Source organism: Ensifer sp. R1-3 (genome assembly GCF_056739175.1).
Window position 1 is genome coordinate 369,503 of sequence record NZ_CP096517.1, and the last position, 24,746, is coordinate 394,248.

General features: G+C 59.4%; 19 protein-coding genes and 5 pseudogenes. 14 read left to right on the forward strand and 10 right to left on the reverse strand.

What is annotated here, in order from left to right; translation table 11 throughout:
* Nucleotides 1–36 precede the first annotated feature (36 nt).
* Nucleotides 37–672: an NADH dehydrogenase ubiquinone Fe-S protein 4 gene (locus M1D43_RS26780; RefSeq protein WP_086023399.1), complete on the forward strand. Its 636-nt coding sequence runs from the start codon at nt 37–39 to the stop codon at nt 670–672.
* Between the two features lie 275 nt (nt 673–947).
* Nucleotides 948–1,049, forward strand: a complete 102-nt coding sequence (locus M1D43_RS26785; RefSeq protein ID WP_234827283.1) for a hypothetical protein — start codon at nt 948–950, stop codon at nt 1,047–1,049.
* 466 nt (nt 1,050–1,515) lie between these two features.
* Here M1D43_RS26785 and M1D43_RS26790 read toward each other — a convergent pair.
* The 8 genes and pseudogenes from M1D43_RS26790 to M1D43_RS26825 form a co-directional block, all read right to left on the reverse strand.
* Nucleotides 1,516–1,686, reverse strand: a pseudogene (locus M1D43_RS26790) (S-(hydroxymethyl)glutathione dehydrogenase); the annotation flags it as partial.
* A 13-nt stretch (nt 1,687–1,699) separates the two neighbouring features.
* A pseudogene (locus tag M1D43_RS26795) lies at nt 1,700–2,559 on the reverse strand (sugar phosphate isomerase/epimerase family protein).
* A complete protein-coding gene (locus M1D43_RS26800) occupies nt 2,556–3,761 on the reverse strand; it encodes an NAD(P)/FAD-dependent oxidoreductase (RefSeq protein WP_017276592.1) in 1,206 nt (401 codons plus the stop codon). Before M1D43_RS26800 ends, M1D43_RS26795 begins: the two are co-directional and overlap by 4 nt.
* A gap of 58 nt (nt 3,762–3,819) precedes the next feature.
* A complete protein-coding gene (locus M1D43_RS26805; protein ID WP_017276591.1) occupies nt 3,820–4,764 on the reverse strand; it encodes a substrate-binding domain-containing protein in 945 nt (314 codons plus the stop codon).
* A gap of 72 nt (nt 4,765–4,836) precedes the next feature.
* A complete protein-coding gene (locus M1D43_RS26810; RefSeq protein WP_017276590.1) occupies nt 4,837–5,148 on the reverse strand; it encodes a MocE family 2Fe-2S type ferredoxin in 312 nt (103 codons plus the stop codon).
* A complete protein-coding gene (locus M1D43_RS26815; protein ID WP_017276589.1) occupies nt 5,145–6,179 on the reverse strand; it encodes a sterol desaturase family protein in 1,035 nt (344 codons plus the stop codon). The genes M1D43_RS26810 and M1D43_RS26815 overlap by 4 nt, the downstream gene beginning before the upstream one ends.
* Before the next feature lie 178 nt (nt 6,180–6,357).
* Nucleotides 6,358–7,359 carry a LacI family DNA-binding transcriptional regulator gene (locus M1D43_RS26820; protein WP_127637989.1) on the reverse strand — a complete coding sequence of 334 codons (1,002 nt, stop codon included), beginning with the start codon at nt 7,357–7,359 and terminating at the stop codon, nt 6,358–6,360.
* Between the two features lie 81 nt (nt 7,360–7,440).
* Nucleotides 7,441–8,073, reverse strand: a complete 633-nt coding sequence (locus M1D43_RS26825; RefSeq protein WP_044558323.1) for a GDSL-type esterase/lipase family protein — start codon at nt 8,071–8,073, stop codon at nt 7,441–7,443.
* A gap of 370 nt (nt 8,074–8,443) precedes the next feature.
* On the opposite strand from M1D43_RS26825, the pseudogene M1D43_RS26830 reads away from it, so the two are divergent.
* The 8 genes and pseudogenes from M1D43_RS26830 to M1D43_RS26865 all read left to right on the forward strand — a co-directional run bounded on the left by M1D43_RS26830 (nt 8,444) and on the right by M1D43_RS26865 (nt 13,589).
* Nucleotides 8,444–9,339: pseudogene (locus M1D43_RS26830) on the forward strand (MBL fold metallo-hydrolase).
* Between the two features lie 661 nt (nt 9,340–10,000).
* Nucleotides 10,001–10,282 carry a DUF892 family protein gene (locus M1D43_RS26835; RefSeq protein ID WP_234844134.1) on the forward strand — a complete coding sequence of 94 codons (282 nt, stop codon included), beginning with the start codon at nt 10,001–10,003 and terminating at the stop codon, nt 10,280–10,282.
* Nucleotides 10,263–10,436, forward strand: a complete 174-nt coding sequence (locus M1D43_RS26840; protein WP_234834261.1) for a DUF892 family protein — start codon at nt 10,263–10,265, stop codon at nt 10,434–10,436. Before M1D43_RS26835 ends, M1D43_RS26840 begins: the two co-directional genes overlap by 20 nt.
* A 48-nt stretch (nt 10,437–10,484) precedes the next feature.
* The gene (locus M1D43_RS26845; protein ID WP_127637988.1) at nt 10,485–10,766 is read left to right on the forward strand and encodes a hypothetical protein; all 282 of its coding nucleotides are present in this window, start codon (nt 10,485–10,487) and stop codon (nt 10,764–10,766) included.
* Nucleotides 10,767–10,866: 100 nt separating this feature from the next.
* Nucleotides 10,867–11,166, forward strand: coding sequence for a DUF982 domain-containing protein (locus M1D43_RS26850; RefSeq protein WP_017276583.1), 300 nt, complete (start codon nt 10,867–10,869; stop codon nt 11,164–11,166).
* Nucleotides 11,167–11,351: 185 nt separating this feature from the next.
* Complete coding sequence (locus tag M1D43_RS26855) at nt 11,352–11,843, forward strand: DUF4142 domain-containing protein (RefSeq protein ID WP_017276582.1); 492 nt, start codon at nt 11,352–11,354, stop codon at nt 11,841–11,843.
* A 148-nt stretch (nt 11,844–11,991) separates the two neighbouring features.
* The gene (locus M1D43_RS26860; RefSeq protein ID WP_017276581.1) at nt 11,992–12,405 is read left to right on the forward strand and encodes a DUF6766 family protein; all 414 of its coding nucleotides are present in this window, start codon (nt 11,992–11,994) and stop codon (nt 12,403–12,405) included.
* A gap of 486 nt (nt 12,406–12,891) precedes the next feature.
* Nucleotides 12,892–13,589 (forward strand): annotated as a pseudogene (locus tag M1D43_RS26865) (alpha/beta hydrolase).
* Between the two features lie 708 nt (nt 13,590–14,297).
* On the opposite strand, the gene M1D43_RS26870 reads toward M1D43_RS26865, so the two are convergent.
* Nucleotides 14,298–14,558 carry a DUF2934 domain-containing protein gene (locus tag M1D43_RS26870; RefSeq protein WP_017276579.1) on the reverse strand — a complete coding sequence of 87 codons (261 nt, stop codon included), beginning with the start codon at nt 14,556–14,558 and terminating at the stop codon, nt 14,298–14,300.
* Nucleotides 14,559–15,086: 528 nt separating this feature from the next.
* Here M1D43_RS26870 and M1D43_RS26875 point away from each other — a divergent pair.
* The 4 genes from M1D43_RS26875 (at nt 15,087) to M1D43_RS26890 (ending at nt 24,184) form a co-directional block, all read left to right on the forward strand.
* Nucleotides 15,087–16,247 carry a glycosyltransferase family 4 protein gene (locus M1D43_RS26875; protein ID WP_026030081.1) on the forward strand — a complete coding sequence of 387 codons (1,161 nt, stop codon included), beginning with the start codon at nt 15,087–15,089 and terminating at the stop codon, nt 16,245–16,247.
* Nucleotides 16,248–16,437: 190 nt separating this feature from the next.
* Nucleotides 16,438–18,672, forward strand: coding sequence for a UDP-galactopyranose mutase (gene glf / locus M1D43_RS26880; RefSeq protein WP_017276576.1), 2,235 nt, complete (start codon nt 16,438–16,440; stop codon nt 18,670–18,672).
* Nucleotides 18,669–21,911: a glycosyltransferase gene (locus M1D43_RS26885; RefSeq protein WP_153443968.1), complete on the forward strand. Its 3,243-nt coding sequence runs from the start codon at nt 18,669–18,671 to the stop codon at nt 21,909–21,911. The genes glf and M1D43_RS26885 overlap by 4 nt, the downstream gene beginning before the upstream one ends.
* On the forward strand, nt 21,908–24,184 hold the full coding sequence (locus M1D43_RS26890; RefSeq protein ID WP_127637985.1) for a glycosyltransferase family 4 protein: 2,277 nt from the start codon (nt 21,908–21,910) through the stop codon (nt 24,182–24,184). Before M1D43_RS26885 ends, M1D43_RS26890 begins: the two co-directional genes overlap by 4 nt.
* Nucleotides 24,185–24,270: 86 nt before the next feature.
* Here M1D43_RS26890 and M1D43_RS26895 read toward each other — a convergent pair.
* Nucleotides 24,271–24,442 (reverse strand): annotated as a pseudogene (locus tag M1D43_RS26895) (arginase family protein); the annotation flags it as partial.
* Nucleotides 24,443–24,746 lie beyond the last annotated feature (304 nt).

The window sequence follows — 24,746 nt, forward strand, 5'->3', positions numbered from 1 at the left end:
CCATGTTGCTCGATGGAGGATGTGGCTATGAGAAACATGTTCGAATTATCTGGGCCGGCAACTGGCCCCTGTCGACCTGAACGACGTTCAATACCCCGAAGCTCGCTGCTGTCTCAAAGATACCGCCCGCGCTACCCCTCCCGGCATCGGAAGCGAGAAGCAATAGAGGATCTCAGCGCCGAGCAGCTCGCGTCGCCGCAAATTGATAGCGTCCTCAGGCTGGGCGCCGAGACACAATGGCCTTCCCACTCTTTCGGACCGGCAGCGTTCGAATCCAATCTGAGCGCTCGCATCTTCCGGCCGTGCCGATCGATCACAACGTCCGGCAAGACGGGCACAAAGGATTGGCGGCTGGTTTTCGAGCGTCGCCGTGCACCCTTTATCGATTCGCTGATGGGGTGGGCGGGGAGTGACGATCCGATGACGCAGGTGGAACTGAAATTTCCCACGCTGGAGGCCGCAACTGCCTATTGCGAGAGGCAGGGACTGAACTACGCCATCCAGTGGCCGCATGACGCCAAGCCGAAGGGCTGGGGGCGACGCAGCGTCGAGGAGCACACTCGCACAGGTACCGCCGTTGAGTTCACCGGGCCGGGAACGCCCGCGAAGGCTGATGATCGCGTCCAGAAGGGGCCGCAAGTATCGGAGAGGGGGATAGCCCATTCGGCGTGATTGGGCGATCACCGTCTCACTCTCGAGGAGAAGCGCGCGATCCTTAGAGACTGGGCTTGGACCGAATATCTGATCGACCGGGCAACGGACCAGGGCATGCCTGAAAATGGCCGCCCGTCTCGGCTCGACGAGGCCGAACTGGCATTGCTTGCGCTAGATGCGGGGAGGCCCGGCAGCAAAGGCTCGGACCGGAGACTGCAGACCTTTTCATGAGGTGACGTCATGGACCGTTCATCGTCTACGATTGTGAAAAGTTTGTCCCGAACCGTTTTGCCTTGGCGCTAGCAGCCGCTTTACGATGCAGGGCGCTGAACAGAGGCGCCGATCCGCGTACCGGCGAGCTCGCCGGCAGTGGAGTCGACCTCGCGTTTGCGTGAAATCGGCGCGGGAGCTTTCTCGAAGAACGAGCTGGCGCTCTTCCTTGCTCCGCCCCATAAATTGGAAGCAGCTGAACTGGCGCCTGCGCGTCTTCGGAAACTAGCTTCATGAATTAAGCAAGGGAACGGCCGTATTCCCGCTTGGCGACGCTCACGGTTCTACGCTGCTCTCAGGGCGCAACGCTCATTGGCGAGCCAAATCTCGGCTCTGGCTTGCGCTTTATCAGGCGAGATGTCAGGACATTGATCTCGTCTGCTCCGATCGGCCGCTTTGGTCTGCCGAGGATCCATTTTGGCAAGCTCGGCCTTGACGTGGGCGCGTCGAACCCACGATCTTCGGGCTGGAATTCTTCCCTGCGTTTCTGCGCCGCCAGATCCATCGTCTACTTCGCAGCTTGGTGGCGGGCAGTCACCGTCTGTGGCGTGTTGGCCGGAGAGAAGGACGCATTCGATGCGCAAGCGGTGTTTCCTCAGCCATGCCCGGCAGCTGGCTCCGGACCTTGACGCCGCCGCCATGTCCGACCCATTACAAGCTGGAACGGCCGCGTCGAATCTCCTGTCCCGCACCGGCCACGCCGATGATGACGGACTGCACCATCCGCGTGCGGATGACGTTGACGTTGCCGATGCCCTCAAAGGGAATGGTCGACCTAATCGCGACCGCCGCCGGCCTGCTCCGGCTCGGCAGTGGCGGTCCATAGGTCGCGCGCCATCTGCCGGAGCAGCAGCGCCTCCGCCCATCGGTCGGTCGTGTCGTGGCCGTCCCTCCCGGTGATCGCACGTGGTTTGGGACCGAGTTCTCAGGTGAAGACCAGCTCGGCGTCATCCGGCGCGCCGGGACCGCCAGTTCCGAAGACCGTAGCTCCACCAGTCCAAGAAGAGATCGACCCAGGGACGGTGATGCGGAAAGGAGATCTCGATCTGCACCTGCTTGCGCGACGCGACACGACCATGGAAAGCCTCAGCATTCCGGAGGATGCGCTGGATCATTGCGTGATTTTCCGCATCAACCGGAAAGGCAAAATCGCGGCCGACCAGGAAAGCGAAAGATCGGCCATAAGCGGCAGATCGGGCCTGTAGTCCAGCAGATCCAACGTGAAGAACAGGTCCGTAGTCATCCGGTCTCGATGCGTTTCGATGAACACCGGAATGCCCGCATCTTCGGCCAGCCGCATCCACCCGTCGAGCAGCGGCAGGCAGTCGATCCGGCGGAGGCGGATGTCGGGCTGGAGATTGATGTGGCTTACCGGGAACTCCGCGGCAAGCTCCAGCGGTAGGCGCAGCTCCTCGACGGAAGCGGGAAGCAGACGCCTTCGACCTTCAGGCCGCTGCCGCGAATGGCCTCGTTGAGGCGCACGACATCGTGTCGACTGGGATAGTGAGCGCTGAACCCATCGAAACCAGCCCCCGAAATCGCTTCGATGTTTTCATCGAGACTGCGTTCGTGCCCGTCCGTGTGCCGGCGTTCCATGGCCCAGAGCGACTGGAAAGTCAGCAGCTTTTGCATCATGCCGCCCGTGCGCTCTTCAACAGCGCCTTGAGGTTCAAGCCTGGGTCGACCAGTGCTGCGGGGTCCGGGTTCGTTCCAGAGGCAATCAACATCTCGGCCAGCTTGATGTCCTTGGCCAAGCCATTGCCGATGCCAAGCCCCGCCGCAGCCACAAGGCGCCCATCGTCCAGGTAGAACTCAAGCTCGCCGGCCGCGACTGAACGGACGACGCTCTGATGCGCAGGCTGCGGGAGCCCTGCGACTTGGAGCCCAAGGTCGTACTGATCGGACCAGAACCACGGGATGGAGGTAAAAGTCTCGGTGGCACCGGCCATGTTCCGGGCGACGGTCTCGGCCTGCCTCCTCGCGTTCCGCCAGCTTTCAAATCGAGTGTGTCCGCCACCTGGTTGCGCCACCGCCGCACAATCGCCTGCGGCGAAAACGTTTGGTGCACTGGTGCGGAGACGAACGTCGGTTAGGATTCCGTTCTTGGTGGCCAGTCCGGCCGCCTCCGCCAGCGCGGTTTCAGGCAAAACGCCGATGGCACTGACAATAAGATCGGCGGGCACCTTACTGCCATCGGTCAGGGTTACTCCATCGCCGCTGATCGCCGTAACGCCCTGACCTAGATGGAACCGCACGCCTTCGGCCGCATGCCTGGCAACGAGCTTTTTTGCAAAGCGCGAAGGGACCGCCCGGCCTAGAGGTTTCGGCGCGGCTTCGATCACGCTGACCGCGACCTCTTTTCCGCGAAGCACCGCCGCGAGCTCCATTCCGATCAAACCGCCGCCGATGATCGCAACGCTTCGCCCTGGAGCAATACTGGCGAAAATCGCCGCGGCGTCGGCATGGGTGCGGAAGTCGAGCGCGAGTTCCGCGCCTGGGCATGCGAGCCGTCTCGGACGTGCGCCCGTGGCGAGGAGCAGCTTCTCGTACCCCGACACCCGCCCGTCGCTTAAGGTGAGGGTTCCGGCGCCGGCGTCCAGCTTCGAGGCCGACACACCCTGAAGATAGTCGATGCCGGCCGCCTCCAGCGCTTCCTTCGCGCAGATCAATTTCATCTGCACCGCACCGCTCATGGGCTTCGACAGCGGCGGCCGTTCATACGGCAGATGGGGCTCGGCTCCGATCAGCGTGACCGATCCGGAGTAGCCTTCTTCGCGCAGCGCGAATGCTGCTCGGGTGCCGCATTCCCCGGCACCAATGATGAAGATACCGTCCATCGCATTCTCCACGTGAAGATGAACCGGCGCATACAGGGCAGTGCGCCGGTCAGGGGGATCAGTTCTTCTGGCTGTACTGGTCCATGTTCTCGGGCGTCACGAGTTCGAAGGGCACCCAAACCTCCCTGTCGACGCTCTTCCCCCGAGCGAGCGCGACGGCAGCATCCACCGCACTTGCTGACTGTCCTTTGGCGTTCTGGAATACCGTCACGTCCAGATCGCCCGCCGCCATTGTCGCAAGCGCATCCTGGGTCGCATCGATGCCGACGACGATCACATCGCCCATCGACATCCCCGCGGCCTTGAGCGCCTGAATCGCGCCGATCGCCATCTCGTCATTGTTGGCAAAGATCACGTCGATCGGGCGACCGGCGGTGACCCAGTTCGTGGTCAGGTCCATCGCATTGGTGCGCGTCCAGGCGCCGGACTGCTCGTCGGCGATGGTCACGCCCTTGCAATCGCCTTGCACCAGCGTTTCCTTGACCGACGCGGTGCGATCGCGCGACGCCTGGTGAGCCAAATCGCCCATCAAGATGTAGGCCTGCGCATCGCTCATCTTGCCATTTTTCTTCAAAAGCTCACAGGCGGCCTCCGCACCGAGCCTTCCCGAGTCGGTCTCCTTCGAACCGACATAGACCTGCTTCTCAGGGAGCCGATCGAGATTTTCCGGTTCGAGATTGAGGTAGACGAGCGGAATCCCTGCTTTGCTCGCAGCCTCGCTTATGCCCGGGCCGGCTGACGTGTCCGCCAAGGTCATGATAATTGCGTCCACCCCCGAGGCGATGAAGTTGTCCATCTGGCTGCGCTGTTTGGAAATGTCTGTCTGAGCATCCTCGATCTGAAGATTGACCCCGCTCACCTTGGAAGCTCTTGCATCGAGCCCCTCGCGCAGCAGTGTCTGAAAGTTGTTGTCGAAGCTCTGCATCGACACGCCGATCGTCTCGGCCGATGCGGTACCCGCCATCAGGGCGGCCAGGACAGCCGCCACAGAACTTGTTTTCATCTCATCCTCCCATCGGGTGCCGGTCCACCAGTTCATCCCGGAGGCCGGTGCGGCCCAGCCGATGACGCGCCGCTAAGCGAGCGCCACGCGAACCTCTCCGTCGATCACTTCCGCCGGATAGGTTTTCAGGTTCTCGCAGGCGGGAAGCCGGATGGCCTCGCCCGTGCGATAGTCGAAGGCGCCGGAATGCTTGGGACATTCCACCTCGAAATCCATGACCAGTCCGTCCGCGAGATGGATCGCCTCGTGCGTGCAGAGCCCTGCGGTGCAGTAAACGCTGTCGTCCGGACCGCGATAGATAGCGTAGGTGCGTCCGCCGTGGTCGAAGCGGATGGCCCCTTCCTGCTCGATATCGTCAAGCTTGCAGACTGAAACCAAGGTCATTCGGCAGCCTCCCCCATTCCGACGCGCGCCTTGCGGGCCGCGAGTTTTTCCTTCCTCCTGCGGTAGCGTTCCTGCATCCGCGCCTCGCCCTCCACGGAGCCGTCGTGCCAGGTGCCGAACCACTTATCGAGCGGGATCAGGGCATCGCCGTAGTTCACCTCAAAATACTTGTGGTGCAGGTAGTGAGCATAGGCGTGGCTATCGACCAGTTTATCCTCGCCGATCTCCACCTTGTCGAAGCCGACATGGCCGGGAATGGCCCCGAAGCCCGCGTAATGAAGCTGATAGAGCATCAGCACCGGATTGGAGGGCAGGATCAGGTGGTAGAAGGCCGTTCCGAAATAGAGCAGATGCTCGACCGGATGCATCGATAGCGAGGACCAGGGCGAAGGGTTGACCGAATTGTGGTGGACCGAGTGCACCCACTTGTAGAGCAAAGGGGTGTGGATGAGCCGGTGAATGCAGAAGAAATGGAACTCGTGGATGATCGGAACCACCAGCGCGACCAACGCGAGCGTCCAGGGATTTTCCGCAAAGTCGAGCCAGGGCGCATAACCGTTGGCATAGGCCCACAGCATCGCGACCTCGACTGCGGTCCAGATGGTCACGCCCGAGAGGAATGTACGCAGGAGGTTGTCGAGGTTCTGGCTTTCGAACCAGAATGCCTTGCTTTTCTGATCGGCCGGGAACCTGCCGTTGTACTTGAAGCGGTTTTCCTGCCGTTTCAAGACATAGAGATGCAGCTCGAAAGCGCCGTAGAATAGAAACACCGAGATCGCGTTCACCACGTAAAGCCACGCGATCCACTCGATGCCGAGTGTCTGCAGCCTTTCCACCGGCGGGATCACCCAGGCCCAGTAGGCCACTGCCGAGGCCGCAAAGATCATGTTCCAAGGAAAGATGTAGTGCGGCAGCCATTTCAGGACTGCCTTGAGGCGCGGCGGAAAGGCGAATAGGGGGGCGGTTTTGACCGGCTGGTTCGGCGCCCAGTCACCGCGCTTGTTGCGCGTTCCATATTTGAGATCGTCCATAGCGCTCTCCTTCGGGCGTGGATTGAAGGTCCCGCGCCCGTTCGAATTTTTACGGCGGAAGGAGCGATGCAGTCGCGCCGTGATCCGGTGCGCTGCTCTTGTAACTCAAGCTCTCCTCCTTGCCGCGAAGTTAGCAGGAGGCTTTCCAGGCTTCGAGACCTTCTTTGATCTAATTAGATCAAAGGCCTTCGGGCGTGATGGTGATGAAGCGAATGGGGGCGTAATCCGGTTCGATCGCCGTCAAGCCGATGCGACGCAGGATCAGATCGAGCGCACGCTGGGCCTGGGCCTCGGGCGCTTGATCCAACACGACATCCATAATGCCCTCGCGCAGGGCGGCGCGCGTGTATTCGGTCAGTTCGTGCCCGACGAACAGTACATCCCGGCCGCGTCGATGACGCCGGAGCACATCGATCAGAGCGGAGTTCGCGCCGCCCGCATTATAGAGGCCGACCAGGTTCGGATAGATTTCAAGTGCAGTGGACAGGGTTTCGGCGCTGTAGTGTTCTTCGTCGCGAGTGAAGCCGAGCCATTCGAAGGCAATGGGACCGGGGTTGTCGCGAAAGTAGTCGGAGAACCCCCGGATGCGATCGCGGTGTACCTGATAGATAGGATGGCATAGTCCAACGGCCGGCCCCTCTGCCCGCGCCATGCGGGCGATGAAGTGAGCCGCAGTCCGCCCGGCCGCGTAGTTGTCGATGCCGACGAACTCCCCCTTGTCTACGGAGGCTCGGGTCACGACATGGACGACCGGCAGGCCTCTCTCGACGACCGCCTCCACGGCCGCGCCGATTACCGGACTGCTGGGTACGGCAAGGATCAGACCGGCGCGGGTGAGGTCCGCGGACAGGATCCGCTTTGCAATCTCTTCCGGCTTCATCTCTTCGGCGAAGCTGCGGTGTACGACCACCAAAGGATCGAGGGTGTAGGCAATTCTTTCGAACGCCTTCGAAAGCCGTCGATAGAAGGTCGTCTCGGGGCGGACCAGCAGCACTTCGATGCGCAGCAATCCTCGATGGGCGTCGGGAAGCGTGCGCGGGTAGTTCAGTGCGCGCGCGGCAACGACCACCTTCTCGACCAGTTCCGGGCGAACACCTCCGCGCCCGTTCAGGACACGCTCGACCGTTGCAGTCCCTACGCCCGCATGGCGGGCGATGTCACGATAGTTCGGTTTGCTCACTTTCCGGCACCCTCTAGTGGGCTGACGCGGGCCATGGTTGTATCGAGTGGAACGCCGGCACGGCAAGGGGCGCTGAGGTTCTCATCGCGTGATCAGCTCGGCGCGGCCCGCCGGAACTTGGGTCAGGAAAGAGACGATGGCGGCAGCGATCTTGCTGCCGCCCTTTTCAGAGGGCTCGATTGCATTGGCAAAATCGCTATCCTCGTTGCAGATGACGCGGAGGTCGATCACGGCCACTCGCTGCTTTGCGGCGGCGCGCGTGATACAGTCATTGAGAATCGACAGTGCGGTTACGGCAATCCGCCTCTGATCGGCGTCCGGATACCGCACGTCGTAGATCGTGCAGATAGCCGTCGGAAGTTCTGCAGCAAGAGTGGCGTCTAGGGTGGACAGGTAATTCGAGCAGAAGCTTTCTCGTATAGCCGCCATCCTCAGCAGCGCCTCTGAGATAGAGCGGACGGGTGCATTCAACACTTCGGAAACGCCGAGCGCGTCGTTGCCGCCCATGCTCACGATAAGGTGGGTCGCGTCCGCCGGCAGGCGCTGTAATTGCAGGCGCACATCGCCCATCCGGCTGCCATCAGATGCGAGTAGCATGGCAGACCACCCGTCAGGCAAGCGGTGAACAAGTTGCTCCAAGACGTCTGAACCACCGGAGACATAGGCGCCGTTGTCGAGTACCGAATCACCGAGCAGTACGACTTTTTTCGCCATAGCGGCCTCCTCGGCCAGAGTGAGTGAGGCGTGCGCGATCGCGGGCAACACTGCCGACGCTACCAAGATACCTCTGCGCGATAGCTGCATCTGCATGGCCCTTCCTGCATCAACAGCGATGAAGGATAGGGCTCCAACTACGGTCGGCAAGGCGGGAACACGGCTGGGGACCGCCCCCATAGCCCTGCAGACGTCAGGCCCGTTTCTTGACGAATACCAGATTGATAGGCATCAAACAGTTTTGCGGCGAGCACTTCGGCTTCTCGACTCCCCTGGACAAACTGCGCCTAAGCCCCACCCTCCGATAGCTTCGGAACCAATCTCATCGGCGATGGTTCGGCACCTCCAGGCAGCGGAAGGAGGCAGGGAGATGGCGCAGCAGATACCGCTCGATCCAAATGGTCGCGCCGACAACCCGCAGAGCAGCGCGGCACGGTACGGCACACAGGAGCTGTGCTCCGACCTCGCTTACCGGCGTCTTGGCATTGTCAATGTCGTTTTTTTCGGAAGACCGTGCGCCGGCGACCGCGAGTGGGTTCTGATCGACGCCGGCGTCATCGGAACGACCGGCCTGATTACCGGGGCGGCCGAGGAACGTTTCGGACCAAAGTCACGTCCAGCCGCAATCGTAATGACGCATGGACATTTCGACCACGTCGGCGCTCTCGAGGAGCTATCCGACCGGTGGCAGACTCCTATTTACGCACATGGCCTTGAGCGACCTTATCTCGACGGCAGCGCGGCCTATCCTCCGCCGGACCCCTCCGTGGGCGGCGGCCTTATGTCGATGCTGTCGCCGCTTTATCCGCGCGGGCCCGTCGACGTGAGCCGTTGGCTGAAAACCTTGGCGGACGACGGCAGCGTCCCGCACATGCCGGGCTGGCGTTGGCTTCACACTCCCGGACACACTCCCGGCCACGTATCGCTCTGGAGGGAGGCGGACCGAACGATTATCGCGGGCGATGCCTTCATAACGACCCGGCAGGAGTCCGCCTATGCCGTGGCAGTGCAGGAGCCGGAGATGCACGGGCCCCGATGTATTACACGACAAATTGGGACGACGCTCGCAGTTCGGTCGAACTGCTCGCCTCGGTTGAGCCCAAGAGGGTGATCACCGGTCACGGCCCTGCGATGCAGGGCGCGCAGATGCGTGACGCACTCCATAGGCTCGCCGCGAATTTCGATCGTGTAGCCGTGCCCGCGGGAGGGACGTACGTGGAGAGACCCGCCGCCGAACGAAAGGACGGTGAGTACAGGCAGCCCTGATTTGCAGGAGTGGTTGATTGCTTGCCACCGCAATATGCTGGCGGGGCAACGCCGGGCGGGCTGTGATGGAACTTGTCTGCCGTGCTGTCCTGTGCGTTCGCGCCCGTTCAAGAATTGCGGCCCGGGCAGTCGCGCAGCCGCTGCTCTGTTCCTTCGAGGCAAGACGTACAGTCGGCCAACAGTTACTCGTCTCAGAGTTGATCGCCGCGGGCGCCCACCCTAGGCTAAACCTAGCGCCGCGATGGTGCTTTCCGGTGGTTGTCTTTTGGAAGTCCGGCCTGCTCCTCCTCCTCGATTTCCTTCGCCCGGTGCCAATGGCCTTCGTGATTTCCATAAGTCCGGCCTTCGCGCTCCTAGATCTCGTGGGCGCGCACACGAATACGGTCTTCCAGTTCCTTGGGAGTCACCATGGTAGCCTCCTCGTGCGGGTTCCGATGATCGTGGGAATCCGCCCCCGGAAGACGGAGCAAAGAGGAGGATGTTCCCGCATCGGCGAAACAGACCTTTGATTGTCGCTCAGCTCGTTGGAATGCCCCTGTCCCGGCCCTTTCCGGAAACCTCAGATTCTACGTCTCTGGAAAGATGAAGTATGAGGACGAAGGAAGGGACAATGGGCACACCGGCCGACCATCTGCATGCCTGACTCAGGGACGCGCACGCCATGGAAGAGCAGACAGTCACAATCCTCACCAGTCAGTCCGTGAGGCTGGAAAACTATCCCGGCGTAAAAGCACGGACCGACAACCTTCAGGAAACCCGCGATCAGATCGTCATGCTTGATCGTTGTCTGGAACGGATCGGCGGTGCTTCCACTATCAAGGATATCACCGGGAGGATTGGACCCTTCGGCCAGGGCCTCAGCGGACTGTTCGTCAACGACGAGGTCGTCAAGGGGGTCACTCGCCAGCTACGCCTTCGAGCAGATGGAAATCGCCAGCTATAAGATCCTCATCGCCGCGGCGGAGCATGCCGGCGATCAGGAGACCAAACGCGTGTGCGACGCGATCCTGCAGCAGGAACTAACTATGGCGCAGTGGCTCGACGAACATGCTGCCACTATCACCCGCAGTTTCTCGAACGCGATCAGCAAGGAATGACCGCCAAACACTAACGAAGCCGTCTCGAAGGGGCCAATGGGAGGCGTAGTGCTCATCGTTGTCATGGCCCTGCCGCTCGAGGCGGCATTGGTTCTGCTGTGGTTCGGTCCCCTGAGAAGCGAAGACACCAGGCCGCCTGGACAATCCTCTTTTTGGCGCTTTAGGCCGCAAAACCCCGAGCATGAAATCAGCGTTGATGTGACAGCGCGGGATGATTTGTACGCCTCCAACAAAAAGCCTGGCGAAACAGGGGCGTTCTTGCAGCACGCGAGACCCTATGTGGTCGAGTCGCGGCAGTATTTTTTGGGCGATAAGCGCGAATTTCGCTGAGGTGAGGTTCACCTCCAGTTTCCTTTGAAATGCGGCCCCAGATGACGGAACCGACACGTTTCTTCGCCGGTTGGGTAGCAGGACATTATGGGAGGTTCCAATGAAGGAGATCCCCTGGCGCGTACCCCTCTCGGTAAAACTCCAAAATGGCATAGAACGACGATTCTGCGGTCCTTACGACGCCCTGGACTTCCTCGAACACGAGTGGCCGAATCATGGAAGGCGCTTCCATCGTGCCGTCAGAGATTGCCGTGCCGCGCTGTCGAGCCTTCAGACGGCCGAGGTCGCAAGGCGATCTTTCATCGACGCCTGCATAGAGGCGTCCATGCCATTCGCGGAGGCTCGCCGCAATCACGCTCCGGTTTCGATGAAGAGCGCTTCCGTGCGCCGGCGACATTGATATATCTTCTTGAAGGTCGCTTCCGAAGGCGGCAGACCGGCAGCTACGGCCGAACGTCCGCTTTCTTCGAGGTGGGCTCGCTCGCGCGGCCGCAGCCCCAGCGAATCGAAGAGTGTCGCAGGCGGGGAACATCATTCCTCTTCTGGGGTTGGAGCATTCTTCGCACGCAAAGCCCGGAGGTAACCATGCGAGTGATCAACATCGCCATCGCCGCTGCGCTGATAGCTGGCGCGTCATACGCTTACGCGCAACAAATGTCGTCGGAGGAGTTCGTAGCTATGGCTGCGAGTTCCGATTTGTTCGAGGTGCAATCCGGACAGCTCGCAGCCAAGAACAGCAAGGAGGCAAGCGTTCAGCAGTTTGCTGAAATGATGGTCGCCGACCACACAAAGGCGAGCCAGGAGCTGAAGGTTGCCGCCGGCGAAGCTAAAGTCACTGTTCCGACCCAGATGATCGACAGGCACGCCGCACAATTGCAGAAACTCCAGAATGCGCAAGGCGAAACCTTCGACAAGGCTTACATCGAAGCCCAGCTCTTGGCCCACCAGGAGGCTTTGAAGCTCATGCAAAGCTACGCCCAAAGCGGCGACAGCGAGCCCCTGAAGGCGCACGCGACGAAGGCGTCTGCGGTTGTTCAGCGTCACCTTGAACATGTCCAGAAGTTGGCTGGGCAATAGCGGGACTTACTCCTGTTGGCCACGCAAAGCTCGAATGGGCTAGAGGAAAAAAGCTCCTGCGGGATCGTTGAATTTCCCCGGTGATTTCATCCGCGCGGCCATCTTGGCGCGAGCAGAGTTGGATGCGCACAGCAGGAAGGCGTCCCCAATGATTGAACCAAAAACCCAATCCATCTGGCGAGCCTATAGCTATGCCTGGATCACATTCGCGTTTTTCATCCTGTCCGTCGTCGGCCACTGGATATTCGGCTGGTTTGCCTACGTCGACGAGCAGAGTGCTCTTCGGCAACCGGCAGATTCGGGCGGTTACATCATTGAGATGTCGCGCGACACGCTCGAAAACTGGCAGTCGGAATTCCTGCAGTTGCTCTGGCAGGTTGGTGGCCTTGCCTTCCTGCTGTTCGTCGGATCCCCGCAGTCGAAGGAGGGCTCCGATCGAGTGGAAGCGAAGCTGGACGAGCTTCTAAAACTGGTGGATCGCAAGAAGGGCCAGACCATTATCAAAGAACTCGACGAACAATATGGTGGGCGGCATACGGGCGTGCCTCATCAGCATAGGTGATGGTTAGAGTCTGGCGAAGCATTCGGCCTAAGAATAGCCGTATCGCGAGAGTGCCCGCATCTCCCGCAATACGGCTGGTTAGCTACATCGAGTTGACCATAGTGAACGATGGAGCGAAGATCCTGTTCAAGAGAGACGTCTTCGCTTGGTAGCTCGCAATAGCCGAAAAAGGTTACCGTCGACATGACGATCATCGGACCTGATGCGATATCGCTGACGATCAGCGATCGATTAAGTGCGGCACGTTTCAACAGGGTTCTCGACTGGACGCCGCGCTTCAAGCCGCATCGCCGATGGCAGTCCCTGCTGCTGCATGCTCTGCTGCGCGCAGCGCAAGCCTTTTCGAGCGCAGGCGCAACTTGCCCGAGCGTGAACACCTCGCAGCGTGTCATATGCTGGGAAGGTCATCATGTAGAACTCCGCGTGCTCCAACCGAAGGGGCAGTGCAAGGGCATTTACCTGGATTTCCACGGTGGTGCATGGGTGATGGGCAATGCCCGCTTCAACGATCGAGTAAACAGTGCGATCGCGGCGGAATGCCAGACGGTCGTCGCGAGTGTGGAATACCGGTTGGCGCGCGATGATTGGATCCGCCCATCCATAGAAGACGCGCTTGCCGCGACGGGGTGGATACTTGAAAACATGCGGAGCGAGTTTGGAGTGGATCGAGTGATCCTCGGGGGCGAATCGTCGGGAGCCCATCTTGCGGCTTGCGCGCTTACGGCGCTGTCCGACGGGCAGGCCGATCTATCCTCCGTCGTGGGCGCGGTCTTATTCTACGGCACTTACGACATGGCAGGCACTCCGAGTCTCAGGAACTCTTCAGCCGAAGCGCTAATCATGCATGGTCCGTCCGCCCTTCAAAATCTCATGCGACTGACCTCGGGAATGGACGACGCGCAGCGCCGATCCCCTCTCTGTCGCCTCTGTTTTGTGACCTTGCCGGCTTGCCGGCGGCCCTTTTTATTGTCGGTGAACTCGACCCGGTCCTGGACGATAGTCTATTGATGTATGATAAGTGGCAGAATGCGAACCACAACGCGACGCTGTTGATTGTGCCGGAAGGACCCCACGGGATGAACCGCCTGCCCACGCGCATGGCTAGCAAGATCAATGATTTTGCGCGGCAGTGGATCAAGAAAGCCATCGAAGAGGCGCGAGCGAGAGATAACGTCCCGCGTTAACCCGGCTGCCACAATGGTCACAGATTGCCGCTGCTGGTTGAACGAAGCGCCTGCCGCCGCTCGCAATTAGCGCTTAACCTCATTCGCCTCCGGATGGGTGCCATCGGAAACCGAGCCTGGATGGGGATCGGTCGCGGCCTTGTCCTGCCGTGGGTCGGGCTCTTTGCGCGCCCTTTACCGGGAGGCTCCGTTTGTCCTCGCTCGGATTGCGTGTCTTGTCTTTCACGAAAGCCTCCGGTCCTATGTATTTTGTGCAAAGAATGCTCCCCCAACATAAAACGTTCCAGGAAGTCACTGGTTATGTCGACAGGCCGCCGATGGCAGAGCCGGTGGTGAGTACAAGTAGCCCCGTCCTAATCTGAGCTGAGGGTTGGCGGACGCTCAGCCGAACTTGCCGACGGTGAACTGCAGAGTGCGTCCGCCGTGGAGATCTTTGCAGAAACGATTGGCGAGCGAGAACGGAAGCTCTGGTAGCCGTCGCCCGGTAGTCCGTGGTCAACGCCTGGCGATATGGATCCGGCCATGCGCGGTGCGACCCACGGCCGAAGATGAAGTTGGAGTGATTAGTGCCACGATCGCGGACCGTTGGAATGGCTTCAGGCAGCAGCACGCTGTTCCCCTCAGTCAAGGCGTGAGCGCACTCTCAGGGTATGCTGCGCGACGCCGGCGCAGCTTTGGAACGGCATTGTGCAGCAAGCGAGACGCACTTCAACCATCTCCTCCGCTCTCGCTGGCTCCTCGTTCTCCTTCGAGCTCCTTTTCCGCCTGATGCCAGTGGCGGTCATGCTCTCCGTCGGGTCGGCCGTCCCGCTCCCAGATTTCGTAGGCGCGCCTCCGAATGCGCTCTTCCATCTCATCGCTTCTATCGGACGGCGTGGTGCCACTATGATCGCGCCTCTCCAATTCGCGTTCAATCGTCTCTCTTGAGCCTTCGGCCGGGTCTTCGTTCCCTTTTCTGCGAACAACCATTGATACCTCCTTCTAGACTTTTGTTTAGTGAGAATAAGCGTGAATCCTTGCCTCCCCTTGTGGAAGTGCGCCGCCGGCGGAAGAAAGTGATCCGCGGCGCTGTCGATAGTCGTTCGCGCGTGCCTGAGCTCCCCATTCTTGTGGCTACTGCTAGGCCGGCCTGACTGTCCGCCGGCCATGATAAAGCGGTGGCCGGAGCGCGTGAAGGAAATGTGGAATCTCTTGAGATGGGCTTGCTGCCGGATTCATCCAGACGGCAGTGTGGAGTTAATAATGTATCGCTTGGAACTTGGGACGCTACTTGGGATGCCCGCAATGGGCGGTTACAGCCGGTCGCCGCGACTTGACGTGCGCTTGAACTGTCTGACGGCTAGGGCGGCTTCGGTGCGGCGCTATGGTCCGGCGGCGGCCACCGTCGGAAGGCCAAAGATTCTCACGAATCAGAATCGAGGCGGATCAAACTACGCATCAGCGGGTTTCTCAAAGCCTACATACAGGAACTAACGGCACGATTCTTCCGTCTACAGCATGACTTCGCATCCCAAACATCGACGGCTTGTCGTCATCAGCGATTCTCAGGCCGGGTGGCCATTTGCCTCCCGGGTACCCTCCGTTGGAGATTTCCAGAAGCAGTGGGAAAAGCGTGCGCATGAACAGCCTAAGGCAATTGAACTGGCACATCGCGATCTTGTGGTAGAGGGCGGATACATCGAACGTCTTCCTCTGGCCTGCTTGAAAGTGGGGATAGTCGATGCTGTGGAGATTTGGACACATAGGCGCGGGGACAATCCTCCGGAGACAGATCCAGCGGAAGTGCGACCTCTCTTCCGACGTTCATTTCAGATGAATGGTCCGGAAGTACCGGTTGCATCAAACGACATGCTGGCTCACATTTTTACGTTTGGTCCGCCTGACGTTCTTTGCGTATGGGGCCTTGGCGTTTCCGAAGACATACTCGCCGCCTGTAAAGGCAGTTACCTGATTTACAATTCCATTGATGCGCCAGCGTTGCGTATCCCGCCTGAGATTAGCCGGCATTTCGATCTCGTGCTCACCGGTGCTAAGTGGCAGTCAGACGAGGTGACCGACCGGCATCCCGGAATGAAAACTGCCATCCTGCCCATCGGTCCGGAATTCGCGTCAGACAGAATGTTCTATCCGTTCCAAAGCCCGAAGCCGTATGACGTCATCTATGTCGCAGCCGCGCAGAGTTACAAGCGTCACGACATTCTTTTCGAAGCTTTGGCGAAAATCCCGCCCACCCATCGGGCGTTGTGCGTCTTTGGCTATGGGGAGATGAGCGAACTTTTGCGTGCGCAAGCTCGTGCCTTACAGATCAACGTTGACTTCGTCGGTCCGCCGGGCGTCCCGTTTGCCGAGGTAAACCGCTTGATGAACCAGGCCAAAATTGGCGTCGTTTGCGGCGTCGATGATGGGGCGCCAGCGATCCTGACCGAATACATGCTTGCCGGATTGCCCGTCCTTGCCAACAGCGCGCTTCGGTGCGGGCTTCAGTATATTACGCCGCAGACTGGGCGCGTCGCAGCAGCTGGAGCGTTTCACGAAGGTATTCTCGAGATGCTCTCGACGCTTTCCGATTTCTCGCCCCGTCAAACCGTGCTCGACAACTGGACCTGGCCGCACTCGGTGCGCAAGCTGAGAACACTGATGAATTTTTCAGCATATTAGATATTTTGAAGGAAGCCGCGGAACAAACCAATAAGAACGTAGTTTGCATCCGTCTCTCAAGCGCGGATGTGCAATGAATCTCTCCAGTTCGCTTTCTCAAGCGGCACACACCGTGTCCGCCCACAACACGCCCCTTATTTGTTTCTCTCACTTACGCTGGGATTTTGTGTTGCAACGCCCGCAACACCTGATGGAGCGCTTTGCCAAAGATCGGCAGGTATTTTTCTTTGAGGAGTTTATTCCGACAGACCATCATCTTGCTTATCTCGAAATTCATCCATTCGACGGAACGGCGGTCAAGGCCGTTCGTCCCCGGGTTCCGCATGGATGGAGCGAAGGCGACCGAGAGCGGGCGCTGAGAAAACTGCTGGATGATCTCCTCGGGCTTTGCGGCGCGACACGCCCAATTTTGTGGTTTTACACTCCGATGATGTATGATTTCGCCAGCCATGTGGATGCGTCGGCAATCATTTATGACTGCATGGACGAACTGGCGAATTTTAAATTTGCACCGCTCCGATTGAAGGAAACGGAAGCTGCGCTCATCGTGCGGGCCGATGCGGTATTCACTGGAGGACATAGCCTTTACGAGGCGAAGCGCCATCTCCATGCTAACATTCATCCTTTTCCATCGAGTGTCGACGCAAGCCATTTTCAGAGCGCACGGCTGAACTGTGAGGAACCGTCCGATCAACGGACGATTTCGGGCTCGAAGTTCGGATATTATGGCGTTATCGACGAGCGTCTCGATCTGGCCCTGATAGATGCAGTGGCGAAAGCCAGACCAAACTTCTCCTTCATCTTTATCGGTCCGATTTCCAAGATTTCGCGGGATGATCTGCCGAAGGCTCCAAACATCCATTATCTCGGTCAAAAGAGTTACACTGAACTGCCGGCCTATGTTTCGGGATGGGATGTGGCATTGATGCCGTTTGCCCTCAATGAGGCAACGAAGTTCATCAGCCCCACGAAGACGCCGGAATATCTGGCAGCCGGACGGCCAGTTGTCAGCACGCGGATTACCGATGTGGTGCGTCTTTACGGTGATGTGGGTGGCGTATTTCTGGCTGGAGACGCCGATGATTTCGCTACGGCATGCGAAAGTGCGCTTACCTTGAAAAGGTCAGGCACGGATTGGCTGGCATCAGTCGATACGGTGCTTGCGCGGTCATCTTGGGACAAGACGTTCCTTGCGATGAATGCTCTCATGGATGAAGCTGTGAGACGGCGGATGGTGCCTGAGCTGCCTCCCAAAAGAAGCCATCCTCAAAGATCAGGCGCCGCGATTTCTTTGGCTTACGATTGTCTGATTGTCGGTGCAGGGTTTGCCGGTTCGGTCCTGGCAGAGAGACTTGCATCCGATGGCAACAAGCGCGTGCTTCTTTGCGACCGACGACCGCATATCGCCGGAAATGCCTATGATTTCCACAATGAAGACGGCATCCTGGTTCATCGATACGGACCTCATATCTTCCACACCAACAGCGAGGTAGTCCTCAACTACCTGTCGCGGTTTACCGCTTGGAGACCCTACGAGCATCGGGTACTTGCACAACTCGGCGATCATCTAGTGCCTGTTCCCATCAACAGAACGACGCTGAACGCCCTATACGGTCTTGACCTCAAGAACGAGGCGGAAGCCGCGCTGTTTCTGGCCAGCCGCGCCGAGCCGTGCGGTGCGATCGTGACGTCGAAGGATGTGGTCGTGGCACAGATCGGCAGTGATTTGTACCGTGCATTCTTTGAGGGTTACACCCGAAAGCAATGGGGGCTTGATCCCACGCAGCTCGACAAGTCGGTAACGGCGCGGGTGCCGACGCGCACAAATACGGACGACCGGTATTTTCTAGACACTTATCAGGCGATGCCGCTTCATGGGTATACCGAAATGTTCGAAAAGATGCTGGATCACGAGAACATCACTGTCATGACTGGCACCGAGTATACCGACATTCACCGGGACAACCTGGCAGCGCACACGATCTTTACAGGGCCTATCGACGAATATTTCGGTTACCGCTTTGGCCGGCTGCCGTATCGCAGCCTGAAGTTCCAGCACGAAACCCATGATATCAGTCGCATGCAACCCGTAGCCGTCGTAAACTATCCGTCTGAGGCCGTGCCTTATACCCGCGTTACCGAGTACAAGCATTTGACCGGGCAGATCCACCCGAAAACCAGCATTTCCTATGAGTTCGCCTGTGCCGACGGGGATCCCTACTATCCGATTCCGCGACCGGAAAACCAGGCACTCTACAAGCAATATGAGGCCTTGGCACGACAGCGCGCGAACGTAACGTTTGTCGGACGACTGGGAACCTACAAATACTTCAATATGGACCAGGTTGTTGGTCAGGCTTTAGCAACCTATCGGCGGATGGTGAAGACAGTCCTGAGCAACGCCATGGCTGCCAGCGCTCAATGAACACACTTTTGCGCATAGTGCTTGCGACTGACAGCGTCGATCCATCCGGAATGGGTGAACACATGCTGACGCTCGGGCGGGCGCTCCAGGGCCAGTTCGACGTGACGCTTGCCGCCATGGATGGGATAGAAGCCACCCTGTTGACACGGGCTGCGCGTTGCGGGATTGCGGTCAAAGGCATCGATGATAACGCGTCGTTCGAACATTGGCTGGGGTTTTCGGGCGTTTCTTTGCTCCACGTCCACGCTGGCATCGGTTGGGAGGGGCATGAGATAGCGCGCGCAGGGGTCGCCTGCGGCATCCCGGTGATCCGTACCGAGCATCTTCCCTATCTGCTCACCGATACCGAGCAGAAGGAGCGCTATGCCAGCGAAAGTGATGCTCTTGCGCATCATATTGTTGTTTCGGAAGCATCGAAGTTCAGCTTCGAGAGCAACGGGGTCAATGGCAACCGAATGACGGTCGTCCGCAATGGAATCTTCCCGCTAGGCACACGGAATATTGCCGGCCGCAGCAAAGCCACACTTGGGCTCGAGAAAAAAAACGTCCTCATTACGGTGGCGCGCTTTTCTAAGCAGAAGGACCACGCCACTCTGATCAAGGCAATGCCGGCAGTATTAGCCGCGGACCCGTCGGTCGTTTTGCTTCTTGTGGGCAAAGGGGAGGAAATGGAGGCTGTTCGGGCACTGGTCGAAGACCTGTCGCTTGGTCCGCATGTCCAATTTCTGGGGCATCGCATCGCGGTCGACCAGTTGATGGGCAGCGCCGACCTTTTCGTTCTGCCGTCGCGATTTGAAGGGCTTCCCTTAGCAGTGCTCGAAGCAATGTCGATCGGACTGCCTGTCGTCGCAACCCGGATCGGCGGCACCGTCGAGGCGCTTGGATCGGAACATCCGTTCCTGGCCGAATGCGAAAATCCGTCCTCATTGGCCCGCGTCCTGATCGACGCTCTGAGAGACCCGGAACGGGCAAAAACGATCGGCCGGGCCGGCCGGGACAGGTTTCACACTGAATTTTCAGCGCAGCGAATGGCCGACGAAACCGCGGCTGTTTATCGGCGATTTCTTCCCGAGCAAACGGAGAATAAACAAGGACAGTATTTCATGGACAAGACACGTGTCGGCTTCATTGGTGTCGGGGGCATCGCCCAGCGGCATCTCGATATCTTCGCCGGTTTCGAGGACGTGGCGCTCGTTGCTTTTGCAGATCCGGACTTCAGACGCGCCGAGCGTGCCGCGTCGCGGTTCGGTGCGAAGGCGTTCGAGAGCCACAGTGCGATGCTGGAGAAAGAGGCGCTGGACGCGGTCTATATCTGTATTCCCCCCTTTGCCCATGGCGATGCCGAACGTGATCTGATCGCGCGTCGCATCCCGTTCTTTGTCGAAAAGCCCATCACTCTCGATATCGGGCTGGCAGAGGAACTGTCTGCCGCGATCGAAGCCGCAAAGCTGATCACGGCTGTCGGCTATCATTGGCGCAATCTCGATACGGTAGAGGAGGCGCGCCGGCTTCTGGCCGAAAATCCCGCTCAGCTTCTTTCGGGCTATTGGCTGGACCAGACGCCACCGCCGCAATGGTGGTGGAAGAACGACCGCTCGGGCGGCCAGATGGTTGAGCAGGCGACCCACATCATCGATTTGGCGCGATACCTCATCGGTGAAGTCACTGACGTGTATGGCCGTGTCGGCTTCAAAGACCGCCCCGAATTTCCGGGCCTTGATGTGCCGGCGGTGACCACTGCGAGCCTCACCTTTCAGTCCGGCGTTATCGGCAACATCTCCTCGACATGTCTTCTCGGTTGGAGCCACAGGGTCGGACTAAACATCTTCGCCGACCGTCTTGCAATCGAGCTGACTGACCATGACATCATGATCGATGTGGGTGCTGGTCGACCCGTGCGGCATGCCGAGGGCGATCCCGTCTGGCGGGAAGATCGCGATTTTGTCGACGCCGTGCGCGGGGGCAATAATAACATTCGCTGTGCTTACGCGGATGCGCTGGCGACGCACCGGCTCGCGCTCGCGGTCGCACTCTCGGCGCGCAGCGGTGAGCCGATAAAGCTCGATCCGCCTGTGATAGTCCGCAACGCCGTGACGACGCTGCAGAATCAACCGCCGTCCGGGACCTCGCAGGGCCTATCCCCAGGCCACCGCGCCATCCGCTCTCTTGGTATCGAAGGGCCTGGAAAAGCATTCTTCTTCGACTATGAAGAGGGTCCGCCCGCTGACGGCCATGTCCGGTTGGAAACGCTCTTTACCGGCTTTTCCGCCGGCACCGAACTTACCTTCATGAAGAACACCAATCCTTACTTCCACTCCCGTTTCGATAGCGGGCGTGGCGTGTTTGTCGAGAACGAGCCTGATCTTCACTACCCGGTGCCTTTTCTGGGATACATGGAAGTGGCGCGCGTCTCGGAGTCGAAAGCGGTCGGCTTCAAGGAAGGGGATGTCGTTGCCGCCACCTACGCGCACAAAAGCGGCCATACTGCCGATCCGTTCCTTGACTTACTGGTGCCCTTGCCAGCCGAAATCGATCCCGTTCTCGGCATCTTCGTAGCGCAGATGGGCCCTATCGCGGCCAACGGCATTCTACATGCTGATGCGGAGGCTCTGGGGAGCAACGTATCCCGTCTCGGAGTTGGCGTTGCGGGGCGTCACGTGGTCGTGCTTGGAGGAGGCACTGTTGGATTGATGACGGCGCTATTTGCGCGGAAAGCGGGGGCCTCGGAAATCGTCGTTGCCGATCCTTCGGCGTTTCGGCGGAACAAGGCGCGGGGCATGGGTCTGATTGCGATGACCGAGGATGAGGTCTGGCAGCACGCCAAAACGCGATGGCATAACGGCGGAAGCGATCGCGGCGCCGATGTGGTGTTTCAGACACGGGCGCACCCGTGGAGCCTCCACGTCGCGCTGAAGGCACTACGCCCGCAGGGGACGGTCATTGATCTCGCCTTTTATCAGGGCGGCGGCGAGCGGTTACGGTTAGGCGAAGAATTTCATCACAATGGCCTCAACATCCGCTGCGCGCAGATCGACCGCGTACCCAGAGGACTGGCGCCGCATTGGAACAGGCGGCGGCTTGCCGAGGAAACCGTCCAGCTCGTAAAAACCCACGGAGATCTCATTCGCGAGCATATGATCACGCATGTCGTTCCATTCGACGATGGGCCAAAATTCCTCGCTGATCTGGTGGAGAACCGGCCGGAATTCCTGCAGATCGTCTTCAAGGTCAGCGGATGAGGCCGCTTGAGCCACCACTCCGTATTCTGTTCGTCTTCGCATGGCTGGTGGTCGGGGGCGAGGAGACGGAAGTTCGACTTCTGGCTCGTAGTCTCAACCGAGTTCGCTACCGGATCGATGTTGTCGCCTGTTTCCACAAGCCCAACATGCCCAGCCAGACGCATGAACAATTGACGGCCCTCGGTGTCGACGTGGATACGACGCCTTACGATCTGTCGTTCGATGACACGGTTTCTTATCTTGCAAATAAGATACCGGGATATGACGTCGTCGTGGCGTGTCAGAATGTTGCGGATATTTACCCGGCGTTGGAGCGTGTCCATCTGCGACCGCCGCTGATCGAGCATGGTGGACTTGTGTCCGAAGCGCTGGCAGGGCCGAAGCATTTCACCAGCCGCTATGTCGGCGTCTGCCGATCTATACGCGACGCCGCTGCCTCGGTCATGCCGGAGCGCGGAGAAGATGCGATCGAAATCCCCTCGATGGTCGATCTGGCGGAGTTCGACGCTACCCAGCGCGCCGCAACGCGTGCGTCGCTTGGTGTGGCGGAAAATACGCTTCTTATCGGCTGGGTGGGGCGGCTCGATCCAAAGAAGAATGTCGAGGACTTCATCGAAGCAGCGGCGATTGTGCATGCGGAAAATGAGTCTGCGCGTTTCGTGATTGTCGGTGGTCCGGACGCGTTTATGCCGGATTACGCCGTGCAGCTGCAGTCGCTAGTCGCTTCGTGCGGGCTGGGCGATGTGCTGACTTTTCTTGGGGACCGGAAGGATATTCAGGCGCTTCTGTCGGCTTTCGACATTTTCACCTGGTTGTCGAAGGGCGAAGGTATGCCGCATGTGATAGCGGAGGCGGGCGCGGCCTGCTTGCCTGTTATCGCGACGCCTGACAACGGCGCCTTGCAGCAGATCGATGATGGGGTGTCGGGCATATTCGTGCCCTATAGCGACCCGGCCGCAGTCGCGGCGGCGATGAAGACGCTGATCGCGTCAGCCGATTTGCGCAGAAAGCTCGGACAGGCTCTGCGTTCAAAGGTGGAAACCCACTACAGTGTGGCGGCCGTAGTGCCCCAGTGGGAAAGCGTCATCCAGAAGGCCGTCGCCGAGAGGCGGAAGTCGGGCCCCGCGGGCATATTCCAGTCCTTTCTTCAGGGCGGCTTCGAGTGTTCCACGCATCGCTTGCGTCCACGCGGGGGCGAAATTATCGGAAAACGCCTGGATGTGATCGCTGAGACTAGGCATGATGTCCATGCCGCGGGCGACTATGCACAGCTCGCTCGCCATGCGATCCGCACCGTGCGCGACGGATTGCGCTGGCACCGGATTGAGACGGTCCCCCGGAAGTACGACTGGTCAAGTTTCCTGTCGATGCTCAGGGCAGCGAAGGAGACCAGGACGCAGGTGGTCTGGGATCTGTTGCATTATGGCTGGCCCGACGACATCGACATCTGGACTCCGGATTTTGTGACACGTTTCGCGCGCTTTGCGGGTGCTGCGGCAAGTGTCGTACGGCAGGAAAGCGACGCCGTGCCATTTTACTCGCCCGTCAACGAAATATCGTTCTTCTCGTGGGGCGGCGGCGACGCCGGCTACCTCAATCCTTTTGCCAATGGGCGCGGCTTCGAATTGAAGGTTCAGCTGGCGCGTGCTTCTATCGCGGCGATGGAAGCCATTCTTGCAGTGGAACCGAGAGCGCGCTTCGTTCACTGCGATCCGGTGATCAATGTTATAACCGATCCGTCGCGCCCTTGGGAGCGGCGCGCCGCTGAGGGCCACCGTCAATCCCAGTTTCAGGGCTGGGACCTGCTTGCGGGACGGCTCTGGCCGCAGATTGGCGGTGCTGACAAGTTCCTCGATATCGTTGGCGTGAACTACTACCATAACAATCAATGGATCCACGGCGGGCGGCCGATCGATATTGATCATCCGCTCTACAAGCCACTCAGGACAATTCTGATCGAAACATATGCGCGATATGGTAAACCGCTCTTTGTCGCGGAAACGGGGATAGAAGCGGAACGACGCGCCGATTGGATAACCTATGTTTACGCCGAGGTCAGAGCCGCTATGGACGCCGGAGTGCCCGTAGAGGGCATATGCCTTTATCCAATTATCTCTCATCTCGGCTGGGATGACGAGCGGCCTTGCGAAAACGGTCTGTTTGCGGCGCAGATTTCGGGTGAGGGACGTGCAGTATATCGACCTCTTGCCCGTGCTTTGCGGGAGATTCAGCGCAGACTTGAACTTGTCCCGGGTGTCAAAAACGATCCGTAATAATCCACACCGAAGCTCTGAGCTTCAGATTCCGAGGCAAGCCGCCCCTCATTCCGAAATCATTCCGCCCGCCAATTCGCCTGCGGTAGCACCACTTCCACCGCGTCGGCGAGCTTGGGCGACCACGCCGCAATTGCCCTGGCATTCAGGGGTGCCAGTCTCGGCATCAGGCGTAGGGTCCTTCGGAAGCACCGACAGCCGCTCGGCGTGGCGCGCATGAATGCGCTCTGCGAGACCGAGGCCCAAGAGCTGGTCAGAGGCTTCCGCGGTCTCCACATCTATTCCGTGTGCTCTGCGCGATTCATCGCGTGAAAGGGGTTTGGAGCTGCTCGACTCGAAGCGGCACGCAAAAGCGGTGTTGTTGCCGCACGAGCGGCTGACGAGGGTGCCGCTCGCGGTGACAATAGGCATTCCAAGTACCAGGCACGTCCCCAGACGGAGGTTGTCGTACTCGTCGGCGAATACTGGCCGAAAAAATGTGAATGACGATATGGCCGGGAGATCTCCTTGAATTCGTGGCGGAGGACGATCCGGCGGCGTTTCAATCCTTTGATGCAAACGA

Coding starts and splice junctions, on each gene's coding strand:
- M1D43_RS26780 (WP_086023399.1), top strand. CDS start 37: ATGTTCGAATTATCTGGGCCGGCAACTGGCCCCTGTCGACCTGAACGA.
- M1D43_RS26800 (WP_017276592.1), bottom strand. CDS start 3,761: ATGGACGGTATCTTCATCATTGGTGCCGGGGAATGCGGCACCCGAGCA.
- M1D43_RS26805 (WP_017276591.1), bottom strand. CDS start 4,764: ATGAAAACAAGTTCTGTGGCGGCTGTCCTGGCCGCCCTGATGGCGGGT.
- M1D43_RS26810 (WP_017276590.1), bottom strand. CDS start 5,148: ATGACCTTGGTTTCAGTCTGCAAGCTTGACGATATCGAGCAGGAAGGG.
- M1D43_RS26815 (WP_017276589.1), bottom strand. CDS start 6,179: ATGGACGATCTCAAATATGGAACGCGCAACAAGCGCGGTGACTGGGCG.
- M1D43_RS26825 (WP_044558323.1), bottom strand. CDS start 8,073: ATGGCGAAAAAAGTCGTACTGCTCGGTGATTCGGTACTCGACAACGGC.
- M1D43_RS26835 (WP_234844134.1), top strand. CDS start 10,001: ATGGAAGAGCAGACAGTCACAATCCTCACCAGTCAGTCCGTGAGGCTG.
- M1D43_RS26840 (WP_234834261.1), top strand. CDS start 10,263: ATGGAAATCGCCAGCTATAAGATCCTCATCGCCGCGGCGGAGCATGCC.
- M1D43_RS26850 (WP_017276583.1), top strand. CDS start 10,867: ATGAAGGAGATCCCCTGGCGCGTACCCCTCTCGGTAAAACTCCAAAAT.
- M1D43_RS26855 (WP_017276582.1), top strand. CDS start 11,352: ATGCGAGTGATCAACATCGCCATCGCCGCTGCGCTGATAGCTGGCGCG.
- M1D43_RS26860 (WP_017276581.1), top strand. CDS start 11,992: ATGATTGAACCAAAAACCCAATCCATCTGGCGAGCCTATAGCTATGCC.
- M1D43_RS26870 (WP_017276579.1), bottom strand. CDS start 14,558: ATGGTTGTTCGCAGAAAAGGGAACGAAGACCCGGCCGAAGGCTCAAGA.
- M1D43_RS26875 (WP_026030081.1), top strand. CDS start 15,087: ATGACTTCGCATCCCAAACATCGACGGCTTGTCGTCATCAGCGATTCT.
- glf (WP_017276576.1), top strand. CDS start 16,438: ATGGAGCGCTTTGCCAAAGATCGGCAGGTATTTTTCTTTGAGGAGTTT.
- M1D43_RS26885 (WP_153443968.1), top strand. CDS start 18,669: ATGAACACACTTTTGCGCATAGTGCTTGCGACTGACAGCGTCGATCCA.
- M1D43_RS26890 (WP_127637985.1), top strand. CDS start 21,908: ATGAGGCCGCTTGAGCCACCACTCCGTATTCTGTTCGTCTTCGCATGG.